We start from the raw sequence: 19,506 nt of genomic DNA, 5'->3' as shown, positions 1-19,506 counted from the left end.
CGGCTTCGCCCCGCTGGGTCAGTCCTCGGAGAACTCCGCGCACAATCGGCGCAGTACCGCCCCGCAGCGGCGGGCGTACGCGTGCTGGAGGCCGCGGGTGGCCGGTCCTGCCGCGCGGGCGTACCACTTGGCGGGCCTGCTGAAGGCGGCGACGGTGAGCCAGACCGTGCCGTCGCCGGTGCGGTCGACGAGGAAGGCCTCCTCGCCGCTCTCGGGATGGCCGGCGAGGGTGCCGTAGGCCCAGCCGGCCCGGCGGGACTCCTCCGCCGTCCAGACGATCCGGCAGGGGGCCTTGATCAGGCCGGCCAGGGTGACGGTGACATCGACGCCGGGGGCCGCGCGGTCGGCGGCGGCGTCGATGCCCACGCCCAGGGCGCGGTGGAGTTCCCAGGTGAGGACGGCCTCTGCGGCCCTGTGGAAGACTTCCCGGCCCTCGCCTATGCGGGTGCGTACATGGAGCGGGTGGAAGCCCGGCGGGCAGGCGGCGAGGTTCTCGCGGGTCGCGCCGACCGCCTCGTACGTGAAGGACATGGGAGCCAAGGGTAGGGCGGGCCCCCGGGGCGGTTGCGTCCCGGGGGCCCGTTCCGTACCTGGCGCTAGTGCGTCACGAGGCGACGTTGACCGCGGTCCACGCGGCCTTCACCGTCGCGTACTCGGTGCTGCTGGAGCCGTACAGCGCGGCCGCCGCCGACAGGGTGCCGGCGCGGGCGCCCGAGTAGTTGGTGGTGGACGTGAAGTACGTGGTCAGCGCCTTGTACCAGATCTGCAGCGCCTTGGCGCGGCCGATGCCGGTGATCGTGGAGCTGTTGTAGGTCGGGGAGTTGTACGACACCCCGTTGATGGTCTTCGAACCGCTGCCCTCGGACAGCAGGTAGAAGAAGTGGTTGGCGACACCGGACGAGTAGTGCACGTCCAGGTTCTTGACCGACGAGGACCAGTAGTTGGCGGAGCCGCCGTCCTTGCTGGGCTGGTCCATGTAGCGCAGCGGGGTGCCGTCGCCGTTGATGTCGATCTTCTCGCCGATGAGGTAGTCGCCGACGTCGGAGGAGTTGCCGGCGTAGAACTCGACGCCGGTGCCGAAGATGTCGGAGGTGGCCTCGTTCAGGCCGCCGGACTCACCGCTGTAGTTGAGGCCCGCGGTGTTGGCGGTGACGCCGTGGCTCATCTCGTGGCCGGCCACGTCCAGCGAGGTCAGCGGGTGGGTGTTGCTGGAGCCGTCGCCGTAGGTCATGCAGAAGCAGTCGTCGTCCCAGAAGGCGTTGACGTAGCTGCTGCCGTAGTGGACCCGGGAGTAGGCGCCGACACCGTCGTTCTTGATGCCGCTGCGGCCGAAGGTGTCCTTGTAGAAGTCCCAGGTCTCCTGCGCGCCGTAGGCGGCGTCCGCGGCCGCGGTCACGTCCGTGGTGGAGCTGGAGGCGGCACCGGTGCCCCACGTGTTCGTGGTGTTGGTGAACAGGGTGCCGGTGCCGGAGCTGGTGGTGTGCTTCAGGTTGTACGTCTTGTGGCCGCCGCGGGAGGCGTCGGTCAGCGAGTACGTCGAGCCGGACAGCGTGGTGGTGAGGCTGACCGTGCCGGAGTACAGCGTCTTGCCGGTGCCGGTCGCGTTCTCGATGCCCTGGTACTCGAAGAGCTTCTTGCCGGTGGCCGCGTCGGTGATGACGTGCAGCTTGTTGGGGGTGCCGTCGTCCTGGAAGCCGCCGACGACCGTCTCGTAGGCGAGGACGGGGGTGCCGGAGCCGGCCCAGATCACCTTGCGGGCGCCGTCGGCGGCCGACTTGGTGGAGCCGAGGGTCCTGGCGGCGGACAGCGCCGTCTTCTCGGCCTTGGCGGCGGTGAGCTGCGGCTTGAGCGAGGCGACCTTGATGGTGGCCTTGGTCGCCTTGGTGACGCCCTCGGTCCTGCCGGCCTTCGAGGTGTGCACGACGACATCGCCGCCGAGGACCGGAAGGCCCGCGTAGGTGCGCTCGTAGCGCGTGTGGACCGTGCCGTCGACGTCCTTGACGACGTCCTTGACGATCAGCTTCTCCTTGGCGCCGAGGCCTATCTGCTGCGCGGTCTCGGTGACGTCGGCCTGCGCCTCGTGGATCAGGGCGGCGCGGGCGGAGTTGGAGAGCAGGGTCGGGGCGCCGGCCAGCGGCTGCTTGGTGGCGGCCGAGGCGTTGGCGGTCAGACCCGTGGTGAGCAGGGCGCCGGCGGCGACAGCGGTGGCGATGGCGAGCGTGGTGCGCTTGTGACGCGCGTAGAGGGGGCTCACTCAAGCTCCTTCATGATGTGGGGAGTCCGGGCGGAGTGGGGTTACCGGCCCGGCTTTGGTGATGTGAAGTTGCTGTGCTGTGCGACGGGTGAGGGAAGAGTGACATCAAGGTCGCGTACATGTCAGGACCCTGAAGTGATGTTGGCCGAAAGGCAGGTGTTCGGTGAACGTTGCGGCCATGTAAAACGGGCGCCGCCCGAGAGCTGGAAGCCCTCGGACGGCGCCCGTCGCGCAACCCCGTGTCCTGCGGTTTACGGGAAGGTCAGCTTCCAGCTGTTGATCGTGCCGACATCCTGTGCGGCCTGGTCCTGGACCTTCAGCTTCCAGGTCCCATTGGCCGATTCCGAGGAGGCGTTGACCGTGTAGGTGTCGGTCACGTTGTCCGCCGAGTCGGACGAGCTGAAGTTCTTCAGGCGGTACGACGTACCGGACGGACCGACAAGATCGACCACCAGGTCACCGCGCCACGTGTGGCTGATATTCGGCGTCACCTGAAGGTTGCTCGGCGCGTTCCCGGTCCGCCCGGAGACCGTGATCGACGAGGTGACCGCGGGCCCGTTGTCCGGAATGGACACCGCCGTGGTGCTCTCGTACGAGGTGCCCGTACCGCCGCCACCGCCCGAGCGGGCGCCGACCGCGATGGCCGCCCAGGCGTCCTGCACCGCCTTGTACTCGGTGCTGGTGGTGCCGTACAGCTCACCCGCCGCCGCGAGGGTCCCGGTGCGGGCCGCCGCGTAGTTGGTGGTCGAGGTGAACTTGGTGGTGAGCGCCCGGTACCAGATCTGCAGCGCCTTGTCCCGGCCGATGCCGGTCACCGGAAGCCCGTCCGAGGTCGGCGAGTTGTAGCTGACGCCGTTGATGACCTTGGCGCCGCTGCCCTCGCTCAGCAGGTAGAAGAAGTGGTTCGCCGGACCGGACGAGTAGTGCACGTCCAGGCCGCCGAGCCCCGAGTACCAGCTGTCCTTGGACGCGCCGTCCTTGCTCGGCTTGTCCATGTACCGCAGCGGCGTCCCGTCGCCGTTGATGTCGATCTTCTCGCCGATGAGGTAGTCGCCCACGTCGGAGGAGTTGTTGGCGTAGAACTCCACGCCGGTGCCGAAGATGTCGGAGGTCGCCTCGTTCAGGCCGCCGGACTCGCCGCTGTAGTTGAGACCGGCGGTGTTCGAGGTGACACCGTGGCTCATCTCGTGGCCGGCCACGTCGAGGGCGGTCAGCGGGTCCGCGTTGCCGGAGCCGTCGCCGTACGTCATGCAGAAGCAGCCGTCGTCCCAGAACGCGTTCACGTACGAGTTGCCGTAGTGGACGCGGGAGTAGGCGCCGACGCCGTTGTTCTTGATGCCGCTGCGGCCGAAGGTGTTCTTGTAGAAGTCCCAGGTCTCGGCGGCCCCGTAGTGCGCGTCGGCGCCCGCGGTGGCGGCGTTCGACGTGGTGCCGTTGCCCCAGGTGTTGCTCGACTGGGAGAACAGCGTGCCGGTGCCCGAGGTGCCGTGGTTCAGGTTGTACGTCTTGTGGCCGCCGCGGTCGCCGTCGGTCAGGTTGTACGTCGAACCCGACTGGGTCGTGGTCAGCGACACCGTCCCGCTGTACTGGGTGTTGCCGGTGCCCGTGACGTTCTCGATGCCCTGGTACTCGAAGAGCTTCTTGCCGGTCGCCGCGTCCGTGACGACGTGCAGCTGGTTGGGCGTGCCGTCGTCCTGGAAGCCGCCGACGATCGTCTCGTAGGCGAGGACGGGCTTGCCGGAACCGGCCCAGATCACCTTGCGGGCGCCGTCGGCGGCCGACTTGGTGGAACCCAGCGTCTTCGCGGCGGCGAGGGCGGTCTTCTCGGCGCTCGCCGCGCTCTTGGCCGGGGTGAGGCCCGCGACCTTGATCGTGTTGTTGTTCGCCTTGACGACGCGCTCGGTGGCGCCCGACTTGGCGGTGTCGACGATCAGGTCGCCGCCGAGCACCGGCAGCCCGGCGTAGGTGCGCTCGTAGCGCGTGTGCAGGGTGCCGTCGGCGTCCTTGACGACGTCCTTGACGACCAGCTTCTCCTTGGCGCCGAGGCCTATCGCCTCGGCGGTGGCGGCCCGCTCGGAGGTCGCGTCGCGGAGCAGCTCGGCGCGCTGCGAGGGCGAGAGCTGCAGGGCCGCGTGGGCCGGGTTGACCTTGCCGGCCCGCGGGGCCGCGGGGGCGGCGCTGGCGGCGCCCGACTGGACGGCCGCGGCGATCAGGGCGGTGACGCCCGCGAGGGCCACTACTGCGGTGCGGTGGGGGGTGCGTCTGCGAGAGGAACTGCTGCTCAACACTGACTCCTTCTGCGTGGCCGCGGGTCACACGGCCAGGGGAGATCCGGGCCGCGGGTGGGCGGTCCGGGCAGAACAGGGCGGAACCACGTGCGCGTGCAGTGCCCGACCCGGCAGCAGCGAGGGGGTGATTCTGTGGGGTTGCTGTGAGTCGGCCGTGGGAAGAGTGGCACCAGAAAACGCCATCTGTCAGGACCGCGTCAGAAACTTGGCCGGAAATGGTTCGTTGACCGGATGTTCATGTTCGGTATGCGGAGAGTTCGGGCGGCCCGGAGGTGCATGCGGAGGACCAGAACCAGGACCCGGGTCAGGGCGCCCGGTCGCCGTGCCAGGTCGCCCACAGCGCCGCGTACGCCCCGCCCGCCGCCACCAGCTCCTCGTGGGTGCCGAGTTCGGAGAGCAGGCCGTCCTCCATCACGGCCACCCGGTCGGCGTCGTGGGCGGTGTGCAGCCGGTGCGCGATGGCGATGACCGTACGGCCCTCCAGCACGGCGGCCAGCGCGCGCTCGGCGTGCCGGGCGGTGGCCGGGTCCAGCAGCGCGGTCGCCTCGTCCAGGATCAGCGTGTGCGGGTCCGCCAGCACCACCCGGGCCAGGGCGAGTTGCTGGGCCTGGGAACCGTCGGTGGTACGACCGCCGGTGCCGACCAGGGTGTCGAGACCGTCGGGCAGTTCACGGACCCAGCCGTCGGCGCCGACGGCCGCGAGCGCCGTCCACAGGGCGTCGTCGCCCGCGGTGGGCTCGGCGATCAGCAGGTTGTCCCGGACCGTGCCGAGGAAGACATGGTGCTCCTGGGTGACGAGGACGACCTGGCGGCGCAGCCGCTCCGGCTCCAGCCCCGCGATCGGCACCCCGCCCACGGTCACCGACCCCGCGCCGGGCGCGTCGACACCCGCCAGCAGCCGGCTCAGCGTGGTCTTCCCGGCGCCGGACGGCCCCACCACCGCGAGCCGCTCCCCGGGCCGCACCGTGAGGTCCACCCCGCGCAGCACCTCGCCGCCGCGCTCGTAGGCGTACCGGACCTCGCGGACGTCGATCCGGTCGTCCGCCGGCGCCGGTGCCGCCCGGTCAGCCGCCGCCCGGGGCGCCTGCGCCAGCCCCTCCACCCGGGCGAACGAGGCACTGCTGGACTGGAGTTGCTCCACCCGCACCAGGATCTGGTCCAGCGGCTCGGTGAACTGCCGCAGATACAGCGCCGCCGACACCACCACACCGATGCCCGTGTGCAGCAGCCCGCCGACCAGCAGCACCCCGGCCACCGGGACGGTGTAGGACACCTCGACCGCCGGGAAGAACACGGTCCGCAGGTACAGCGTGTAGAAACGGGCCTTCCGGTTGGTCTCCAGCGCGTCCCGGCTCGCCGCGATCCGCTGCTCCTGGAGCCGGAACGCCTCCACCGTGCGGGCGCCCGCCACCGTCGCCGTGACGATCTCCGCGACCCCGGAGGTGGCCGCGCCCTCGGCGAGATAGCCGTCCCGGGCCCGGCGCAGATACCAGCGCAGCGCGAACCAGATCGGGGTCAGCCCGACCACCCCGAACAGGCCGAGCATCGGGTCCAGTACGAACACCGCGCCCATCACGAACAGCGCCTGCACCGAGGAGACCAGCAGCTCGGGCCCGATGTCCCGCAGCGTGACGCCGACGGCGTTCACGTCGGAGGTGCCGCGCGCGGTCAGGTCGCCGGTGCCGGCCCGCTCCACGACCGACGCGGGCAGCGCGAGCGCCCGGTCCACGAACTCCTCGCGCACCCGGGCCAGCGTGCGCTCGCCGAAGCGGTGGCCGAGGTAGCGGGCGGAGCGGGCGAGCAGCAGCTGGGCGAGCGAGCAGAGCAGGATCCAGAGGGCGAGGCGGTCCACGGCGCCGACGCCGTGGCCGGCCCGGACCGCGTCCACGATCCGGCCCACCAGCCAGGGGCCGGCGAGACCGGTGGCGGCCGCCGCCGCGTTCAGCAGCAGGGCGACGGTGAAGGCGGCGCGGTCGGCCTTCACCAGGCGAGCCGCCGCGCGGCGTACGGCGGCGCGTCCCGCGACGGGGAGCTGGCTCGTCGTCACCTGGCGATCTCCTCCTCCGCGTCCCGGGCGACGAGGGCGCGGTAGCCGGGGGTGTCCGCCAGCAGTTCCTCGTGTGTGCCGGTCGCCGCGACCTTGCCGTCGACCAGGTAGATCACCTCGTCGGCGCGGGCCAGCAGCAGGGGGGAGGTGGTGGTGAGGAGGGTGGTGCGGCCTGCGCGGGCGGCGCGGAGGCGCTCCGCTACCAGGGACTCCGTGTGGGCGTCGAGGGCGGAGGTGGGTTCCACGGCGAGCAGGATCTCCGGGTCGGTGAGCAGGGCGCGGGCCAGGCGGACGCGTTGGCGCTGGCCGCCGGAGAGGTTGCGGGCGTTCGCGTCGATCTGGGAGTCGAGGCCGTGGGGGAGGCCCTGGACGATGTCGCTCGCCGCGGCCGCGTGGAGGGCTTGGGTGAGGTGCGCGGCAGGGGGTGGGGTGGGAGGTGCGTCGGCGGGTGCGGGTGGTTCGTGGCTGGTCGCGCAGTTCCCCGCGCCCCTTTGGGGCGCGTTGTGGCCGGCGTTCTGAGGTGCTTCGGCGGGTTGATGGGGGCTGGTCGCGCCCGCGCGGCGGCAGCCGCAGATTTGATGCAGCCCCGCGCCCCTTTGGGGCGCTTTTGCGCCTCCGGTGAGGACATCGGTCAGGGGGCCTTCGAAGAGGTCGGCGTCGTTGTCGGCGACCAGGATGCGGGTGCGGACTTCGGGTAGGGGTACGGCGTCCAGGCGTACGTCTCCCCAGGTCACGTCCGACGCCGCGTATCTGCCGAGGCGGTCCACGACCGCTGTCGTCTCCGTGGGGCCGGCGCCGACGAGGGCGTGGAGGCGGCCGGGGCGGAGGCGGACGCCCGAGGCGGGGTCGTGGAGGACGGCTGGTTCGGCCGGGGGGTGTGCGGTGCCGGTGTCGGGTTCCGGGGGTGTGCGCAGGAGGCGGACGACTCGGCGGGCGGCGACGACGCCCCGGCTGAGTTCGTAGCCCATGTCGACGAAGAAGGCGACGGGGCCGACGAGGACCGCGACATAGCCGTAGACGGACACCAGCTGGCCGACCGTGATGTCGCCCTGGGCGGCCGAGCGGGCCGCGAGCCAGGTCACGACCGCCAGGTACACCGTGGGCAGGCCCACGCCCAGGGCCTGGACCCAGCTGGCGATCGCGCCCACCCGGTAGCCCTGGGCGCGCAGGTGCTGGGAGTCGCGGCGGAAGGCGTCCGCGAACAGGCCCTTGCCGCCGAGGCCGTTGAGGACACGCAGGCCGCCGGCGAGGTCGCCGATGCGGGCGGTGAGGACGCTCTGGCGCTCCCGGTACTGGGTCTCCCTGCCCTGCAGCCGCCGGGCCGGCGGGCCCGCCAGCAGGGCCAGCACCGGCATCCCGAGCAGCACCACGCCCGTCAGCAGCGGGGAGATCGGCAGCAGCAGGCCGGCCACCACCCCGTACACCACGACCGCGCCGACCCCGGGACCGACGACGGTCAGCGCCTGGGCGATGGTGTGCACATCGCCGACGCCGATGGTGACGACCTCCCCGACCCCGCCCCGCCGGGGCAGTTCGGCGCCGAGCCGGACCGCGTGCCCGACGACCACCTTGATCGTGCGGAAGTAGGCGTCCATGCGGACCCGGGTCATCGTGCGGTGGCGCATGATGCTGATCCACGAGTTGACCGCGCCGAGGACGAAGATCGCCGCCGTCCAGCCGGCCAGCACCGCCGTGTCGCCCGGCACCAGACCGTCGTCGACGGCCCGGGCCATCATGTACGGCGTCCCGGCCATCAGCGTCAGCCAGGTACTGCCCAGCAGCGCCCCGGCGAGCGAGCGGCCCGGCTGGCGGCGCACCAGCCACCACAGGTAGTACCAGCCGCCGCGCGCGTCGGGTGTGCCCGGATCCTCGTACGCGTCGATCACCCTGAGTGCCCCCGTTCTCCCGTCTAGGCCAGGCTGTCCCGCCAGGCGCGGTGCAGATCCGCGAACCGGCCGGTCCCGGCGATCAGTTCGGCCGGGCGGCCGTCCTCGACGATCCGGCCGTGCTCCATCACCAGCACCCGGTCGGCGATCTCCACGGTGGACAGCCGGTGCGCGATCACCACTGCCGTACGGCCCTTCAGGACCGTCGACATGGCCCGCTGCACGGCCCGTTCACCGGGGACGTCCAGGGAACTGGTCGCCTCGTCGAGGATCAGCACCGCCGGGTCGGCGAGCAGGGCGCGGGCGAACGCGACCAGCTGGCGCTGCCCCGCCGAGATGCGCCCGCCGCGCTTGCGGACGTCCGTCTCGTACCCGTCGGGCAGCGCGGCGATGAACTCGTGCGCGCCGATCGCCCTGGCCGCCTGCTCGATCTCCTCGCGGGTGGCGTCCGGCCGGCCGATGGCGATGTTCTCGGCGACCGTGCCGGAGAACAGGAACGCCTCCTGGGTGACCATCACCACCCCGCGGCGCAGCTCGGGCACGGCGAGTTCGCGCAGGTCCACGCCGTCCAGCAGGACCCGCCCGTCGGACGGGTCGTAGAAGCGGGCGAGGAGTTTGGCGAGGGTCGACTTGCCGGCGCCGGTGGAACCGACGACCGCGACCGTCTGCCCTGCGGGGAGGGCGAGGTCGAAGCGGGGGAGCACCTCGCCGCCGGTGCGGTAGGCGAACCGGACGCCCTCGAAGACGACCCCGCGGCCCGGCAGGCTGCTCTCCGGCGCGGGCAGCTCCCGCGGCACGGACGGCTCCGGCACGGTCGGGGTCTGGGCCAGCAGGCCCGCGATCTTCTCCAGCGAGGCGGCCGCCGACTGGTACGAGTTGAGGAACATGCCGAGCCGGTCGATCGGGTCGTAGAGCCGCCGCAGGTAGAGGACGGCCGCCGCCAGGACGCCCAGTTCCAGCGAGCCGGACGCCACCCGGTACGCGCCCCACAGCACGATCACCGCGACCGACGTGTTGGCGACCAGCCGGGAGCCGACCACATACCGCGCCATCTCCAGGAGCGCGTCGCCGTTGGTGCGCTCGTGGCGGCGGTTGAGCACGGCGAACTCGGCGTCGTTGGCGGCCTCCCGGCGGAACGCGCGCACCGGGCGGATGCCGTTCATCGTCTCCACGAACTTCACGATCACCGAGGCGATCGCGGTGGACCGCGCCTTGTACACCCGCACCGCCCGCCGCTGGTACATCCGCACCAGCAGGTACAGCGGGACGAACGAGGCCACGGCCACCGCGCCCAGGCCCAGGTCCAGCCAGAGCAGCAGCGCCGAGATGTAGAGGAAGGAGAGGACGACCGTGATCAGCTCCTGGAGCCCCTCGCTGAGGAGTTCGCGGAGCGACTCGACGTCCGTGGTGGAGCGGGAGATGAGCCGGCCGGACGTGTACCGCTCGTGGAAGTCGATGCTGAGCGCCTGCGCGTGGCGGAAGATCCGGCCGCGCAGGTCGAGCAGCACGTCCTGGTTGACGCGCGCGGAGGCCTGGACGAACGCGTACTGGAGGCCGCCGGAGAGCAGTGCGCTCAGGGCATAGCCGACCGCCACGGCGATCAGCGGGCCGTGGTCGTGGCGGCGGAACGCCGGTACGGCCCGGTCGATGGCGTACGCCACCAGCAGCGGGCCCGCCTGCACCGCCGCCTGCTGGAGCAGCAGGAGCCCTGTGGTGCCGGCGACCCGGGCCTTCATGGGGGCGAGCAGCGAACGCAGCAGGTCCGCCGTGGCGCCGGGCGGGGTGGGCAGGACGTCGTGGTCGAAGGGGTCGCCGGCGGCGGCCTCGGCCGGGCGGGGGAGTTCGTCGTCCTCGTCGGGGGCGGGCAGGGAGGTGGCGGCGGTCATCGGCGGTGATCCTCCCCGGACATCAGATGGGCGTACTCGGTGTTGCCGCGCAGCAGTTCCTGGTGCGTGCCGACGGCGGTGATACGGCCGCCGGAGAGCAGCGCGACGCGGTCGGCGAGCAGCACGGTGGAGGGGCGGTGGGCGACGATCAGCGCCGTGGTGTCGGCGAGCACGTCACGCAGGGCCGCCTCCACGGCGGCCTCGGTGTGGACGTCCAGGGCGGAGAGGGGGTCGTCCAGGACGAGGAAGCGGGGCCGGCCGACGACCGCCCGCGCGAGCGCGAGGCGCTGGCGCTGGCCGCCGGAGAGGCTGAGGCCCTGCTCGCCGACCTGGGTCGCGGTGCCCTGCGGGAGGGTGTGCGCGAAGTCGGCCTGGGCGACGGCGAGGGCGCGGGCCAGCTCGGGCTCGCCGGCGCTGTCGTCGGCTCCCATCAGCACGTTCTCGCCGACGGAGGCGGAGAAGAGGGTGGGTTCCTCGAAGGCGACGGCGACGAGGGTGCGGAGTTCCTCGCGGGACAGGGCGGTGATGTCGGTGCCGTCGAGGGTGATCCGGCCGGAGGTCGTCTCGTGCAGGCGGGGGACGAGGGCGGTGAGCGTGGTCTTGCCGCAGCCGGTGGCGCCGACGAGGGCCATGGATTCGCCCGGGCGGATGTGGAGGTCGATGTGGGCGAGGGTGGGCGGTGAGTCGGGGGAGGCGTCCGGGTAGCGGAAGGAGACGGAGTGGAAGCGGATGCCATCGTTGTCGGGTGCGGGTGGTTCGTGGCTGGTCGCGCAGTTCCCCGTGCCCCTGACGGGGCGCTTGTCCTCGCCCTCCTCCAACGCGTCCCGTGCCTCGAAGTACCGCTCCGTCGCCGTCGCCGCCTCCTGGCTCATCGCCAGGAGGAAGCCGATGGACTCGACCGGCCAGCGGAGGGCGAGGGCGGTGGAGAGGAAGGCGACCAGGGTGCCGGCGCTGAGGTCGCCGTCGGCGACCTGGACCGAGCCCCAGAAGAGGGCCGCGCCGATGGCCAGTTCGGGGAGGGTCACGATGACGGCCCAGATGGCGGCCAGCATCCGCGCCTTGCGCAGCTCGGTGCCCCGCAGCGTGCGGACCAGGTCGCGGAAGGCGCGGGCCTGGCTGCGGTGCCGGCCGAAGCCCTTGATGATGCGGATGCCGAGCACGCTCTCCTCGACCACCGTCGTCAGGTCGCCCACCTGGTCCTGGGCGAGCCGGGCCACCTCCGCGTACCGCTTCTCGAAGAGCACGCAGGTCCACACCATGGGGACGGCGGGGACCAGGATGACCAGGCCCAGTGTCCAGTCCTGGGCCAGCATGATCAGTACGCCGACGAGGATCGTCACCGCGTTGACCAGCAGGAAGGTCAGCGGAAAGGCGAGGAACATGCGGAGCAGCATGAGGTCGGTGGTGGCCCGGGAGAGCAGCTGGCCGGAGGCCCAGCGGTCGTGGAAGGCGACCGGCAGGCGCTGGAGATGGCCGTAGAGGCCCGCGCGCATCGACGCCTCGACATGGGAGAGGGGCCTGGCGACCAGCCAGCGCCGCAGCCCGAAGAGCAGCGCCTCCGCGCATCCGAGCAGCAGCAGGTACAGCGCGCCGAGCCAGACCCCGCCGGGGTCGCGGTCGGCGACCGGGCCGTCCACCATCCACTTCAGGACGAGGGGGATCACGAGCCCCGTGCAGGAGGCGGCTATCGCCACCAGCGCCGCGCTGAACAGCCGTACCCGCACCGGCCGCACGTACGGCCACAGGCGCAGCAGGGTACGGACGGCGGACCGTTCCTCGGTGGTTGCACGTGTCGGAGGCATCAGGGGCGAGCCTACGGACCGGCACTGACAACGCCTACCGAGTTTTGGCCGGACCGGATTCCGCCGCCGTGGCTGCGACCAGCGCGTTCGAAGGGTCGTACAACCGGATCCGTGGCATCAGCCGATCGGTTGATGCCGGTTCGAGCGGGCCGGACGGGACTATTTTTGGCTCAGGCTGCCTCTGGGAGCGGCGCTCCCGGAGGTCTTACGCCCTCGGCACCAGCCGGGTTCAGCCCTGCCCGGACGAGCATCACGCGGGCGGAGTTCTTTTCTCTGGGGGAGACAGTTCCGCACGTGGTGCAGGTGTAGGTGCGCTCGGACAGCGGCAGTGCGTGCTTGGTTCTCGCTCCGCATCTCGCTCCCCGGACGGACACCGGAACGCCCGGCGGCGATACCGCTTCTCCCGCGCCGCTACGCGGAAACCGGATTCCTCACCGAACCGTCTCACTCACCTGCACACCAGGCTGGGCGTCAACGACTGCGCGGCGGCAGCCGGTACGCCGTGGGCGGGAGACGGTCCTGCCTGTGGTCGGGGACCGGCGGCTGCCCCAGCCCGATCAGTGTCAGGGGGATCAGGAGGAGCAGCACCACCCACGGATGCCGCATTGAAGGCACGGCTGTCGACGAACAGCACGAGCGGACCGGCCACCGGACCCGCCAGCCTTCGCCACATGGCTCCCTCTCCGGTAGGGCGGTGCCCGCGACGGTCGGCATTCGGCTCGACCCTGCCCCAGAACCTAGCCCGGATAAGGGAGAAGCCCGGAGGCGGTCCTCTCCCAGGACGCCTTCAGCTCGGCCAGCAGCTCGGGCCGGTCCGGGGCGAGGTCGGCCTGTTCGCGGAGGTCCGCGCCGAGGTCGTAGAGGTGGTCCTTGCCGGCCGCGTCCCGGTAGTACTTCCAATCACCGCGCCGCAGCGCCCGGTTGGCCCGGACCCGCCAGAACAGGTCGCGTTCCGGGAGCCGTTCGCCGCGCAGCAGGTAGCCCGCGAGGCTGGTGCCGTCCAGCGGGTACGCCGGGTCGGGGCGGGCGCCCGCCAGTTCCAGCAGGGTCGCCGTCCAGTCCGGGGTGAACAGGGGCTCGTGGCTGACCTGGTGGCCGTCGACCCGGGCCGGCCAGCGCAGGATGGTCGGCACCCGGATGCCGCCCTCCTGGAGCACGAACTTCTCGCCGCTGAGCGGCCACAGGTACGACCAGCGCTCGCCGCCGTTGTCGCTGGCGAAGAGGACGAGGGTGTTCTCCTCCTGCCCGGACCGGCGCAGCGCGTCCAGCACCTCGCCGACGGCCGCGTCCAGGCTCTGCACCATCTCCGTGTACTTGGCGACCGAGCCGCCGTCGTAGTGGTTGAGCGCGCTGCCGATCTCGGCCTGGCTCTTCGCGGCCCTGATCCTCGCGGCGATCTCGGCGCCGGTCTCCGCGTCTCCCTCGGCCAGCCACGGCCAGTGCGGGGTGGTGAAGTTGAGGTTCAGCAGCCAGGGCGTGTCGTGCTTCCGGCCCACGTACTCGACCGCCCGCTCGGTCAGCACGGTCGTGTAGTACCGCAGGTCCTGGTACTCGGCGTCGCCCTCGTAGAGGTCGTAGGTGCCCAGCTGGCCGAGCTTGGAGAAGTATTCGAGCACCCCGCCGAAGTTGCCGAAGAACTCGTCCCAGCCGGACTTGGTGGGGCTGTAGTCGGGCAGCCAGCCGCAGTGCCACTTGCCGATCAGCGCGGTCGCGTAACCGGCCTTCTTCAGCAGGGAGGCGAGGGTGGGGTGGCGGGGGTCCAGGCCCTGGGTCCGGTCCGCGACGGGCTCGGCGAGACCGCCCGGCGTACGGCCCGGGTAGCGGCCGGTGTAGAGGCTGAACCGGGTGGGGGAGCAGGTCGCCGAGCCGGAGTAGGCGTCCGTGAAGCGCACGCCCTGGCGGGCCAGCCGGTCCAGGTGCGGCGTTCTGATGTGCGGGGCGCCGTAGGAGGAGAGGTCGGCCCAGCCCAGGTCGTCGCCGAGGATGACCAGGAGGTTGGGGCGTCTGCCGGAGGCGGCCGGACGGGCCTCGAAGGGACGCTCGGCGGCCTCGGCGGCGGGGGCCGCTCCGGCGACGGCGGTGACCGCGCCGCCGCCGAGGAGACCACCGAATGCACGACGGGATATCTCAGGCATGTGCTTCAGTGGATCAGCGGGCCCGTCGCCCCCGCCAGCCGACCGCCCCGGATTTCACGGGCCTGCAACGTTGCCTCAGCCGACCACCTTCAGCAGCAGCACCGACCGCCCCGGCACCGTGATCGCCGTCCCGGCCTCGTGCACCACCCCCGGTGCCTCGCCCTGGTCCTCCCGCGCGGTGTCCACGAGCACCTCGTAGCGCGCGGCCCAGGGCGGGCCCGGCAGGACGAAGCGCACCGGCCGGTCGCCGGCGTGCAGCACGGTCAGGAAGCTGTCGTCCAGGACCGGCGCCCCCCGCTCGTCGCGGCCGGGGATGTCCCGCCCGGACAGGTACATGCCGAGGGTGGCGGCCGGCGCGTACCAGTCGCCCTCCGTCATCTCCGCGCCGTGCGCCGTGAACCAGGCCAGGTCGCGCAGCCCGTCCGCCGAGTCGGCACGGCCGGAGAAGAAGGCGCGGCGGCGCAGCACCGGATGGCGGTGGCGCAGCGCGATCAGCCGCGAGGTGAGGTCGAACAGCGGCCGCCACTCCGGGTCCGCCGGCAACTCCCAGTCCAGCCAGCTGATCTCGTTGTCCTGGCAGTACGCGTTGTTGTTGCCGCGCTGGGTGCGGCCCAGCTCGTCCCCCGCGACCAGCATCGGCACGCCCGTCGACAGCAGCAGCGTGGTCAGCAGGTTCCGCAACTGCCGCCTGCGCAGCGCCCGTACGCCCTCGTCGTCGGTCTCGCCCTCCACCCCGCAGTTCCAGGAGCGGTTGTCGCCCGAGCCGTCCCGGTTCTGCTCGCCGTTGGCCTCGTTGTGCTTCGTCTCGTACGACACCAGGTCGCGCAGGGTGTAACCGTCGTGCGCGGTGACGAAGTTGACGGAGGCGTAGGGGCGGCGGCCGCCCCAGGCGTAGAGGTCGCTGGAGCCGGAGAGCCGGTAGCCGAGGTCGCGGACGTCCGGGAGGGCACCGCGCCAGAAGTCGCGGACGGCGTCACGGTAGCGGTCGTTCCACTCGGTCCACAGGGGCGGGAAGGCGCCGACCTGGTAGCCGCCGGAGCCGACGTCCCAGGGTTCGGCGATGAGCTTCACCCGGCGCAGCACCGGGTCCTGGGCGATGACCGCCAGGAAGGGGGAGAGCATGTCGACGTCGTGCATCGAGCGGGCCAGCGCCGCGGCGAGGTCGAAGCGGAAGCCGTCCACGCCCATCTCCGTGACCCAGTAGCGGAGCGAGTCCGTGATCAGCCGCAGCACGTGCGGGCGGACCACGTGCAGGGTGTTGCCGCAGCCGGTGTAGTCGGCGAAGCGCCGGGCGTCGTCCTGGAGCCGGTAGTAGCCCCGGTTGTCGATGCCCTTCAGGGAGAGGGTCGGGCCCAGCTCGCCCGCCTCCGCCGTGTGGTTGTAGACCACGTCGAGGATGACCTCGATCCCGGCCGCGTGCAGCGCCCGCACCATCCGCTTGAACTCGCCGACCTGCTGACCGGTCGTACCGGAGGCCGCGTAGGCCGCGTGGGGGGCGAAGTAGCCGATGGAGTTGTAGCCCCAGTAGTTCCGGAGGCCGCGCCCGAGCAGATGGTCCTCGTGCGCGAACTGGTGGACCGGGAGCAGCTCCACGGCCGTCACGCCCAGCTTCACCAGGTGCTCGACGGCGGCCGGGTGCGCCAGCCCCGCGTAGGTGCCGCGGAGCTCCTCGGGTATCCCCGGGTGCAGTCTGGTGAAGCCGCGCACATGCAGCTCGTAGATGACGGAGTCCGCCCACGGGGTCTTCGGACGGTGGTCGTCGGACCAGTCGTCGTCATCGTGGACGACCACGCCCTTGGGAACGTACGGCGCCGAGTCCCGGTCGTCGCGCACGGTGTCGGCGACCTGCTGGTCCGGCCAGTCCCGGACATGCCCGTACACCTCGGGCGGCAGCCCGAACTCGCCGTCCACCGCCCGCGCGTACGGGTCGAGCAGCAGCTTCGCCGGGTTCCAGCGGGCGCCGGTCCACGGATCCCAGCGGCCGTCCACCCGGTAGCCGTACCGCTGACCCGGCAGCACACCCGGCACGAAGCCGTGCCAGATCTCGTGCGTGAGTTCGGTCAGCGGGATCCGGGTCTCCCGCCCCCGCTCGTCGAAGAGGCAGAGCCGGACCGCCTCCGCCCCGGCCGCCCACAGCGCGAAGTTGGTCCCCGCGACCCCGTCCGGGCCCACCCGGAACCGGGCGCCGAGCGGCGTGGACGCCCCCGGCCAGGCCGACGGGACGGGGAGGGCCGTCCCGTTGACCGCGGGGGCGTCGGCCCTCGGGGCCCGCGCCCGTGCCCCCTGCTGCTCGGCTGCGCTCGTCACCTGTCGGCCCCTTATTGTGTCCCGCGGCTCGCCGACCGCCGGGGCGCACGCGACCCGCGTCCGGGCAGCCGACCGGGCCCGGACTCCCGGTCCCGGGCACGGTCGGCGGCTCGCTACGGACGCGCCCGCGACGGCTCTCGCACGGGCGCGGCGGCTCCCCAGCTCGTCGTCCTTCCCTCTGTTCTGCCCAGTGCCGGCGTCGCACTCACGTTTCCCCGGGGCATGCACGCTCGTTGAGCCGCACGTGAGGCATGGACAAGGGCGCGCACGGCGCGCGGGGGCCGCGCTGGCCGCGGTACTGACATGGGCGGGACTGCTGGCGGGGGCCGCCGGCTGCTCCTCCGACGACACGGGCGGACTGGGCGTCGACCACGTCCTCGGGGGCGCGCCCCCGGCCCCCCAGGACGTCATCCGGATCTCCCCGGACGACGGCACCAAGGCCGTACCCCCCGGCCGGCCGCTGACCGTACGGGTGCCCGGCGGCCGGCTGGAGTCGGTCACCGTCGTCCGGTCCCAGGACGCCCAGGACTCCCCGGTCCCCGGGCACATCGCGGCGGACGGCACGACCTGGCGGCCCGACGACCCGACCCTGGCGCTCGCCGCCAAGTACACCGTCGACGCGGTCGCCGTCGACGGCCACGGCCGGCGCTCGGCCCGCCACACCACCTTCACCACCCTCGTCCCCGGGGAACGCTTCATCGGATACGTCACCCCGGAGAACCGCGCCACCGTCGGCACCGGGATGATCGTCTCCCTCGCCTTCAGCCGCGAGATCCAGAACCGGGCCGCCGTCGAACGCGCCGTCCACGTCAGTGCCGAGCCCCCGGTCGAGATCCGCCCGCACTGGTTCGGCAAGAACCGCCTCGACTTCCGCCCCCGGCGCTACTGGGAGCCCGGCACCGTCGTCACCGTCGACCTGGGACTCCGCGACGTCGAGGGCGCCCGCGGTGCCTACGGTCTCCAGCAGAAGACGTTCACCTTCACGGTCGGCCGCAGCCAGGTCTCCCTCGTCGACGCGGCCCAGCACACGATGGAGGTCCGCCGCGACGGCGAGCTGCTGGCCACCGTGCCGATCACCGCGGGCGCGCCCGACCACACCACCTACAACGGGAAGATGGTGGTGATGGAGATGCACGAGGTGACCCGCATGAACGGCAGCACGGTCGGCTTCGGCGGCGAGTACGACATCCCCGACGTCCCGCACGCCCTCAAGCTCACCGACTCCGGCACCTTCCTGCACGGCAACTACTGGGCGCCGGACGCCCCCGGACGGGAGAACGTCAGCCACGGCTGCGTGGGCCTGCGCGACGTGAAGGGCGGCGGCTCGGCCACCCCCGCGGGCTGGTTCTACGACCGCACGCTGATCGGGGACGTGATCGAGGTCGTCAACAGCAAAGACAAAAAGGTCTCTCCCGACAATGGCCTCGGAGGGTGGAACATGGGATGGAAGGAGTGGAAGGCGGGCAGCGCGGTCAAGTAACCAGGTGGGGGGCCGGGTCGGTGGGGGCGGAAGTTGCGACGCAACGGTGACATTCGCCCAACACCAAGCTCAAAACCCTCCGGTTACTATGCGCCAGTGCGCGCGCCGGGACGCGCCGGGGAGGGGCCTGACCAGGCCCCTGTGAGGGGAGAACGACTTGAACGTGCGGCCGATATCGGGGGCGTCGGTGCGGACTCGGGGGAAGGGCGGACTGGCACTCATAGCCGGCGTTCTGCTCATGGCCGTCACCGCGTGCGGGGGCGGCTCCTCCGACAAGGGATCCGGTGCCGGGGACGGCAAGGCGAAGGATTCGACGACCCAGGCGAGCAAGCAGTCCGTCGCCACGGTCAGTATCAGTCCCAAGTCCGGTACGACCGGTGTGGACACCAGCGGGGCCCTCAAGGTCACCGCCGCCAAGGGCAAGCTGACCGACGTCGAGGTCAAGGACGCCAAGGGCAACAAGGTCGACGGCACGATCGCGGCGGGCGGCGCCAGCTGGTCGCCGTCGACGCATCTGGCCAACTCCACGAAGTACACGGTGCACGCGGTCGCGAAGGACACCGAGGGCCGGGAGTCGGCGGAGGACTCGTCCTTCACCACCCTCACCCCGAAGAACACGTTCACCGGCTACTTCACGCCGGAGGACGGTTCCACGGTCGGGGTCGGCATGCCGTTCTCCGTCCGGTTCACCCGGGGCATCACCGACCCGGCGGCCGTCGAGAAGGCGATCACCATCAAGACCGAGCCGGCGGTCGACGTCCAGGGCCACTGGTTCGGCAACGACCGCCTCGACTTCCGGCCCGAGAACTACTGGAAGTCCGGCACCAAGGTCTCCGTCACCCTCAACCTCAACGGGGTCGAGGGCCGTGACGGGGTGTACGGCCAGCAGGCCAAGACCGTGAAGTTCACGATCGGGCGCAACCAGGTCTCGGTCGTCGACGCCAAGAAGCACACGATGAAGGTCATGCAGGACGGCAAGGTCGTGAAGACCCTCGCGGTCACCACCGGCAAGCCGGGCTACGACACGTGGAACGGCCAGATGGTCATCAGCGAGAAGCTGCGCGTGACCCGGATGAACGGCGAGACGGTCGGCTACGGCGGCGAGTACGACATCAAGGACGTGCCGGACGCGATGCGGCTGACGACGTCCGGGACGTTCATCCACGGCAACTACTGGGGTGGCGACGCGTTCGGCAACTACAACGCGAGCCACGGATGTGTCGGGCTACGCGACATCCGGGGCGGGGGTGACCGGTCGGTGCCGGCCGCCTGGTTCTTCGACCACTCGATCATCGGGGACGTGGTGACGGTGAAGAACTCGAACGACGAGACGGTTTCGCCGGACAACGGCCTCAATGGGTGGAACATGTCTTGGGCGGACTGGACGAAGTAGTTCGTCGGGTGCGGCTGCGTGGGGGGCT

11 protein-coding genes and 1 pseudogene are annotated in these 19,506 nt (G+C 71.7%); 2 read left to right on the top strand and 10 right to left on the bottom strand.

Annotated features, from left to right (window positions below):
• Window positions 1-18: 18 nt before the first annotated feature.
• From ACGFZS_RS31990 to glgX, 10 genes and pseudogenes are all read right to left on the bottom strand, one after another.
• Window positions 19-531 (bottom strand): DUF1990 family protein, encoded by a 513-nt coding sequence (locus ACGFZS_RS31990; RefSeq protein ID WP_393797992.1) that lies wholly within the window; start codon window positions 529-531, stop codon window positions 19-21.
• A gap of 73 nt (window positions 532-604) precedes the next feature.
• Window positions 605-2,254 (bottom strand): M4 family metallopeptidase, encoded by a 1,650-nt coding sequence (locus tag ACGFZS_RS31985; RefSeq protein ID WP_393797991.1) that lies wholly within the window; start codon window positions 2,252-2,254, stop codon window positions 605-607.
• A 251-nt stretch (window positions 2,255-2,505) separates the two neighbouring features.
• Complete coding sequence (locus tag ACGFZS_RS31980; protein WP_393797990.1) at window positions 2,506-4,539, bottom strand: M4 family metallopeptidase; 2,034 nt, start codon at window positions 4,537-4,539, stop codon at window positions 2,506-2,508.
• 307 nt (window positions 4,540-4,846) lie between these two features.
• Window positions 4,847-6,589, bottom strand: coding sequence for an ABC transporter ATP-binding protein (locus ACGFZS_RS31975; RefSeq protein ID WP_393797989.1), 1,743 nt, complete (start codon window positions 6,587-6,589; stop codon window positions 4,847-4,849).
• Window positions 6,586-8,475 carry an ABC transporter transmembrane domain-containing protein gene (locus ACGFZS_RS31970; RefSeq protein WP_393797988.1) on the bottom strand — a complete coding sequence of 630 codons (1,890 nt, stop codon included), beginning with the start codon at window positions 8,473-8,475 and terminating at the stop codon, window positions 6,586-6,588. Before ACGFZS_RS31970 ends, ACGFZS_RS31975 begins: the two co-directional genes overlap by 4 nt.
• A 23-nt stretch (window positions 8,476-8,498) precedes the next feature.
• Window positions 8,499-10,361: an ABC transporter ATP-binding protein gene (locus ACGFZS_RS31965; RefSeq protein WP_393797987.1), complete on the bottom strand. Its 1,863-nt coding sequence runs from the start codon at window positions 10,359-10,361 to the stop codon at window positions 8,499-8,501.
• The gene (locus ACGFZS_RS31960) at window positions 10,358-12,163 is read right to left on the bottom strand and encodes an ABC transporter ATP-binding protein (protein WP_393797986.1); all 1,806 of its coding nucleotides are present in this window, start codon (window positions 12,161-12,163) and stop codon (window positions 10,358-10,360) included. Before ACGFZS_RS31960 ends, ACGFZS_RS31965 begins: the two co-directional genes overlap by 4 nt.
• Before the next feature lie 170 nt (window positions 12,164-12,333).
• A pseudogene (locus ACGFZS_RS31955) lies at window positions 12,334-12,522 on the bottom strand (RNA-guided endonuclease TnpB family protein); the annotation flags it as partial.
• Between the two features lie 378 nt (window positions 12,523-12,900).
• On the bottom strand, window positions 12,901-14,298 hold the full coding sequence (locus ACGFZS_RS31950; RefSeq protein ID WP_393797985.1) for a sulfatase: 1,398 nt from the start codon (window positions 14,296-14,298) through the stop codon (window positions 12,901-12,903).
• A 75-nt stretch (window positions 14,299-14,373) separates the two neighbouring features.
• Entirely contained in the window at window positions 14,374-16,605 is a 2,232-nt protein-coding gene (gene glgX, locus ACGFZS_RS31945; protein ID WP_393797984.1) for a glycogen debranching protein GlgX, read from the bottom strand.
• A gap of 244 nt (window positions 16,606-16,849) precedes the next feature.
• On the opposite strand from glgX, the gene ACGFZS_RS31940 reads away from it, so the two are divergent.
• Both ACGFZS_RS31940 and ACGFZS_RS31935 read left to right on the top strand, forming a co-directional pair.
• A complete protein-coding gene (locus ACGFZS_RS31940; protein WP_393797983.1) occupies window positions 16,850-18,085 on the top strand; it encodes an Ig-like domain-containing protein in 1,236 nt (411 codons plus the stop codon).
• Window positions 18,086-18,242: 157 nt separating this feature from the next.
• Window positions 18,243-19,478, top strand: coding sequence for an Ig-like domain-containing protein (locus tag ACGFZS_RS31935; RefSeq protein ID WP_393797982.1), 1,236 nt, complete (start codon window positions 18,243-18,245; stop codon window positions 19,476-19,478).
• Window positions 19,479-19,506 lie beyond the last annotated feature (28 nt).

It is taken from the genome of Streptomyces sp. NPDC048288 (assembly GCF_043201555.1).
GTDB lineage: Bacteria > Actinomycetota > Actinomycetes > Streptomycetales > Streptomycetaceae > Streptomyces.
This window is presented reverse-complemented; position numbering and strand designations above follow the sequence as displayed.

Bases quoted from the DNA above. Each gene is read 5' to 3' on its own strand.
- ACGFZS_RS31990 (WP_393797992.1), bottom strand. From the start codon at position 531: ATGTCCTTCACGTACGAGGCGGTCGGCGCGACCCGCGAGAACCTCGCC.
- ACGFZS_RS31965 (WP_393797987.1), bottom strand. From the start codon at position 10,361: ATGACCGCCGCCACCTCCCTGCCCGCCCCCGACGAGGACGACGAACTC.
- ACGFZS_RS31960 (WP_393797986.1), bottom strand. From the start codon at position 12,163: ATGCCTCCGACACGTGCAACCACCGAGGAACGGTCCGCCGTCCGTACC.
- ACGFZS_RS31950 (WP_393797985.1), bottom strand. From the start codon at position 14,298: ATGCCTGAGATATCCCGTCGTGCATTCGGTGGTCTCCTCGGCGGCGGC.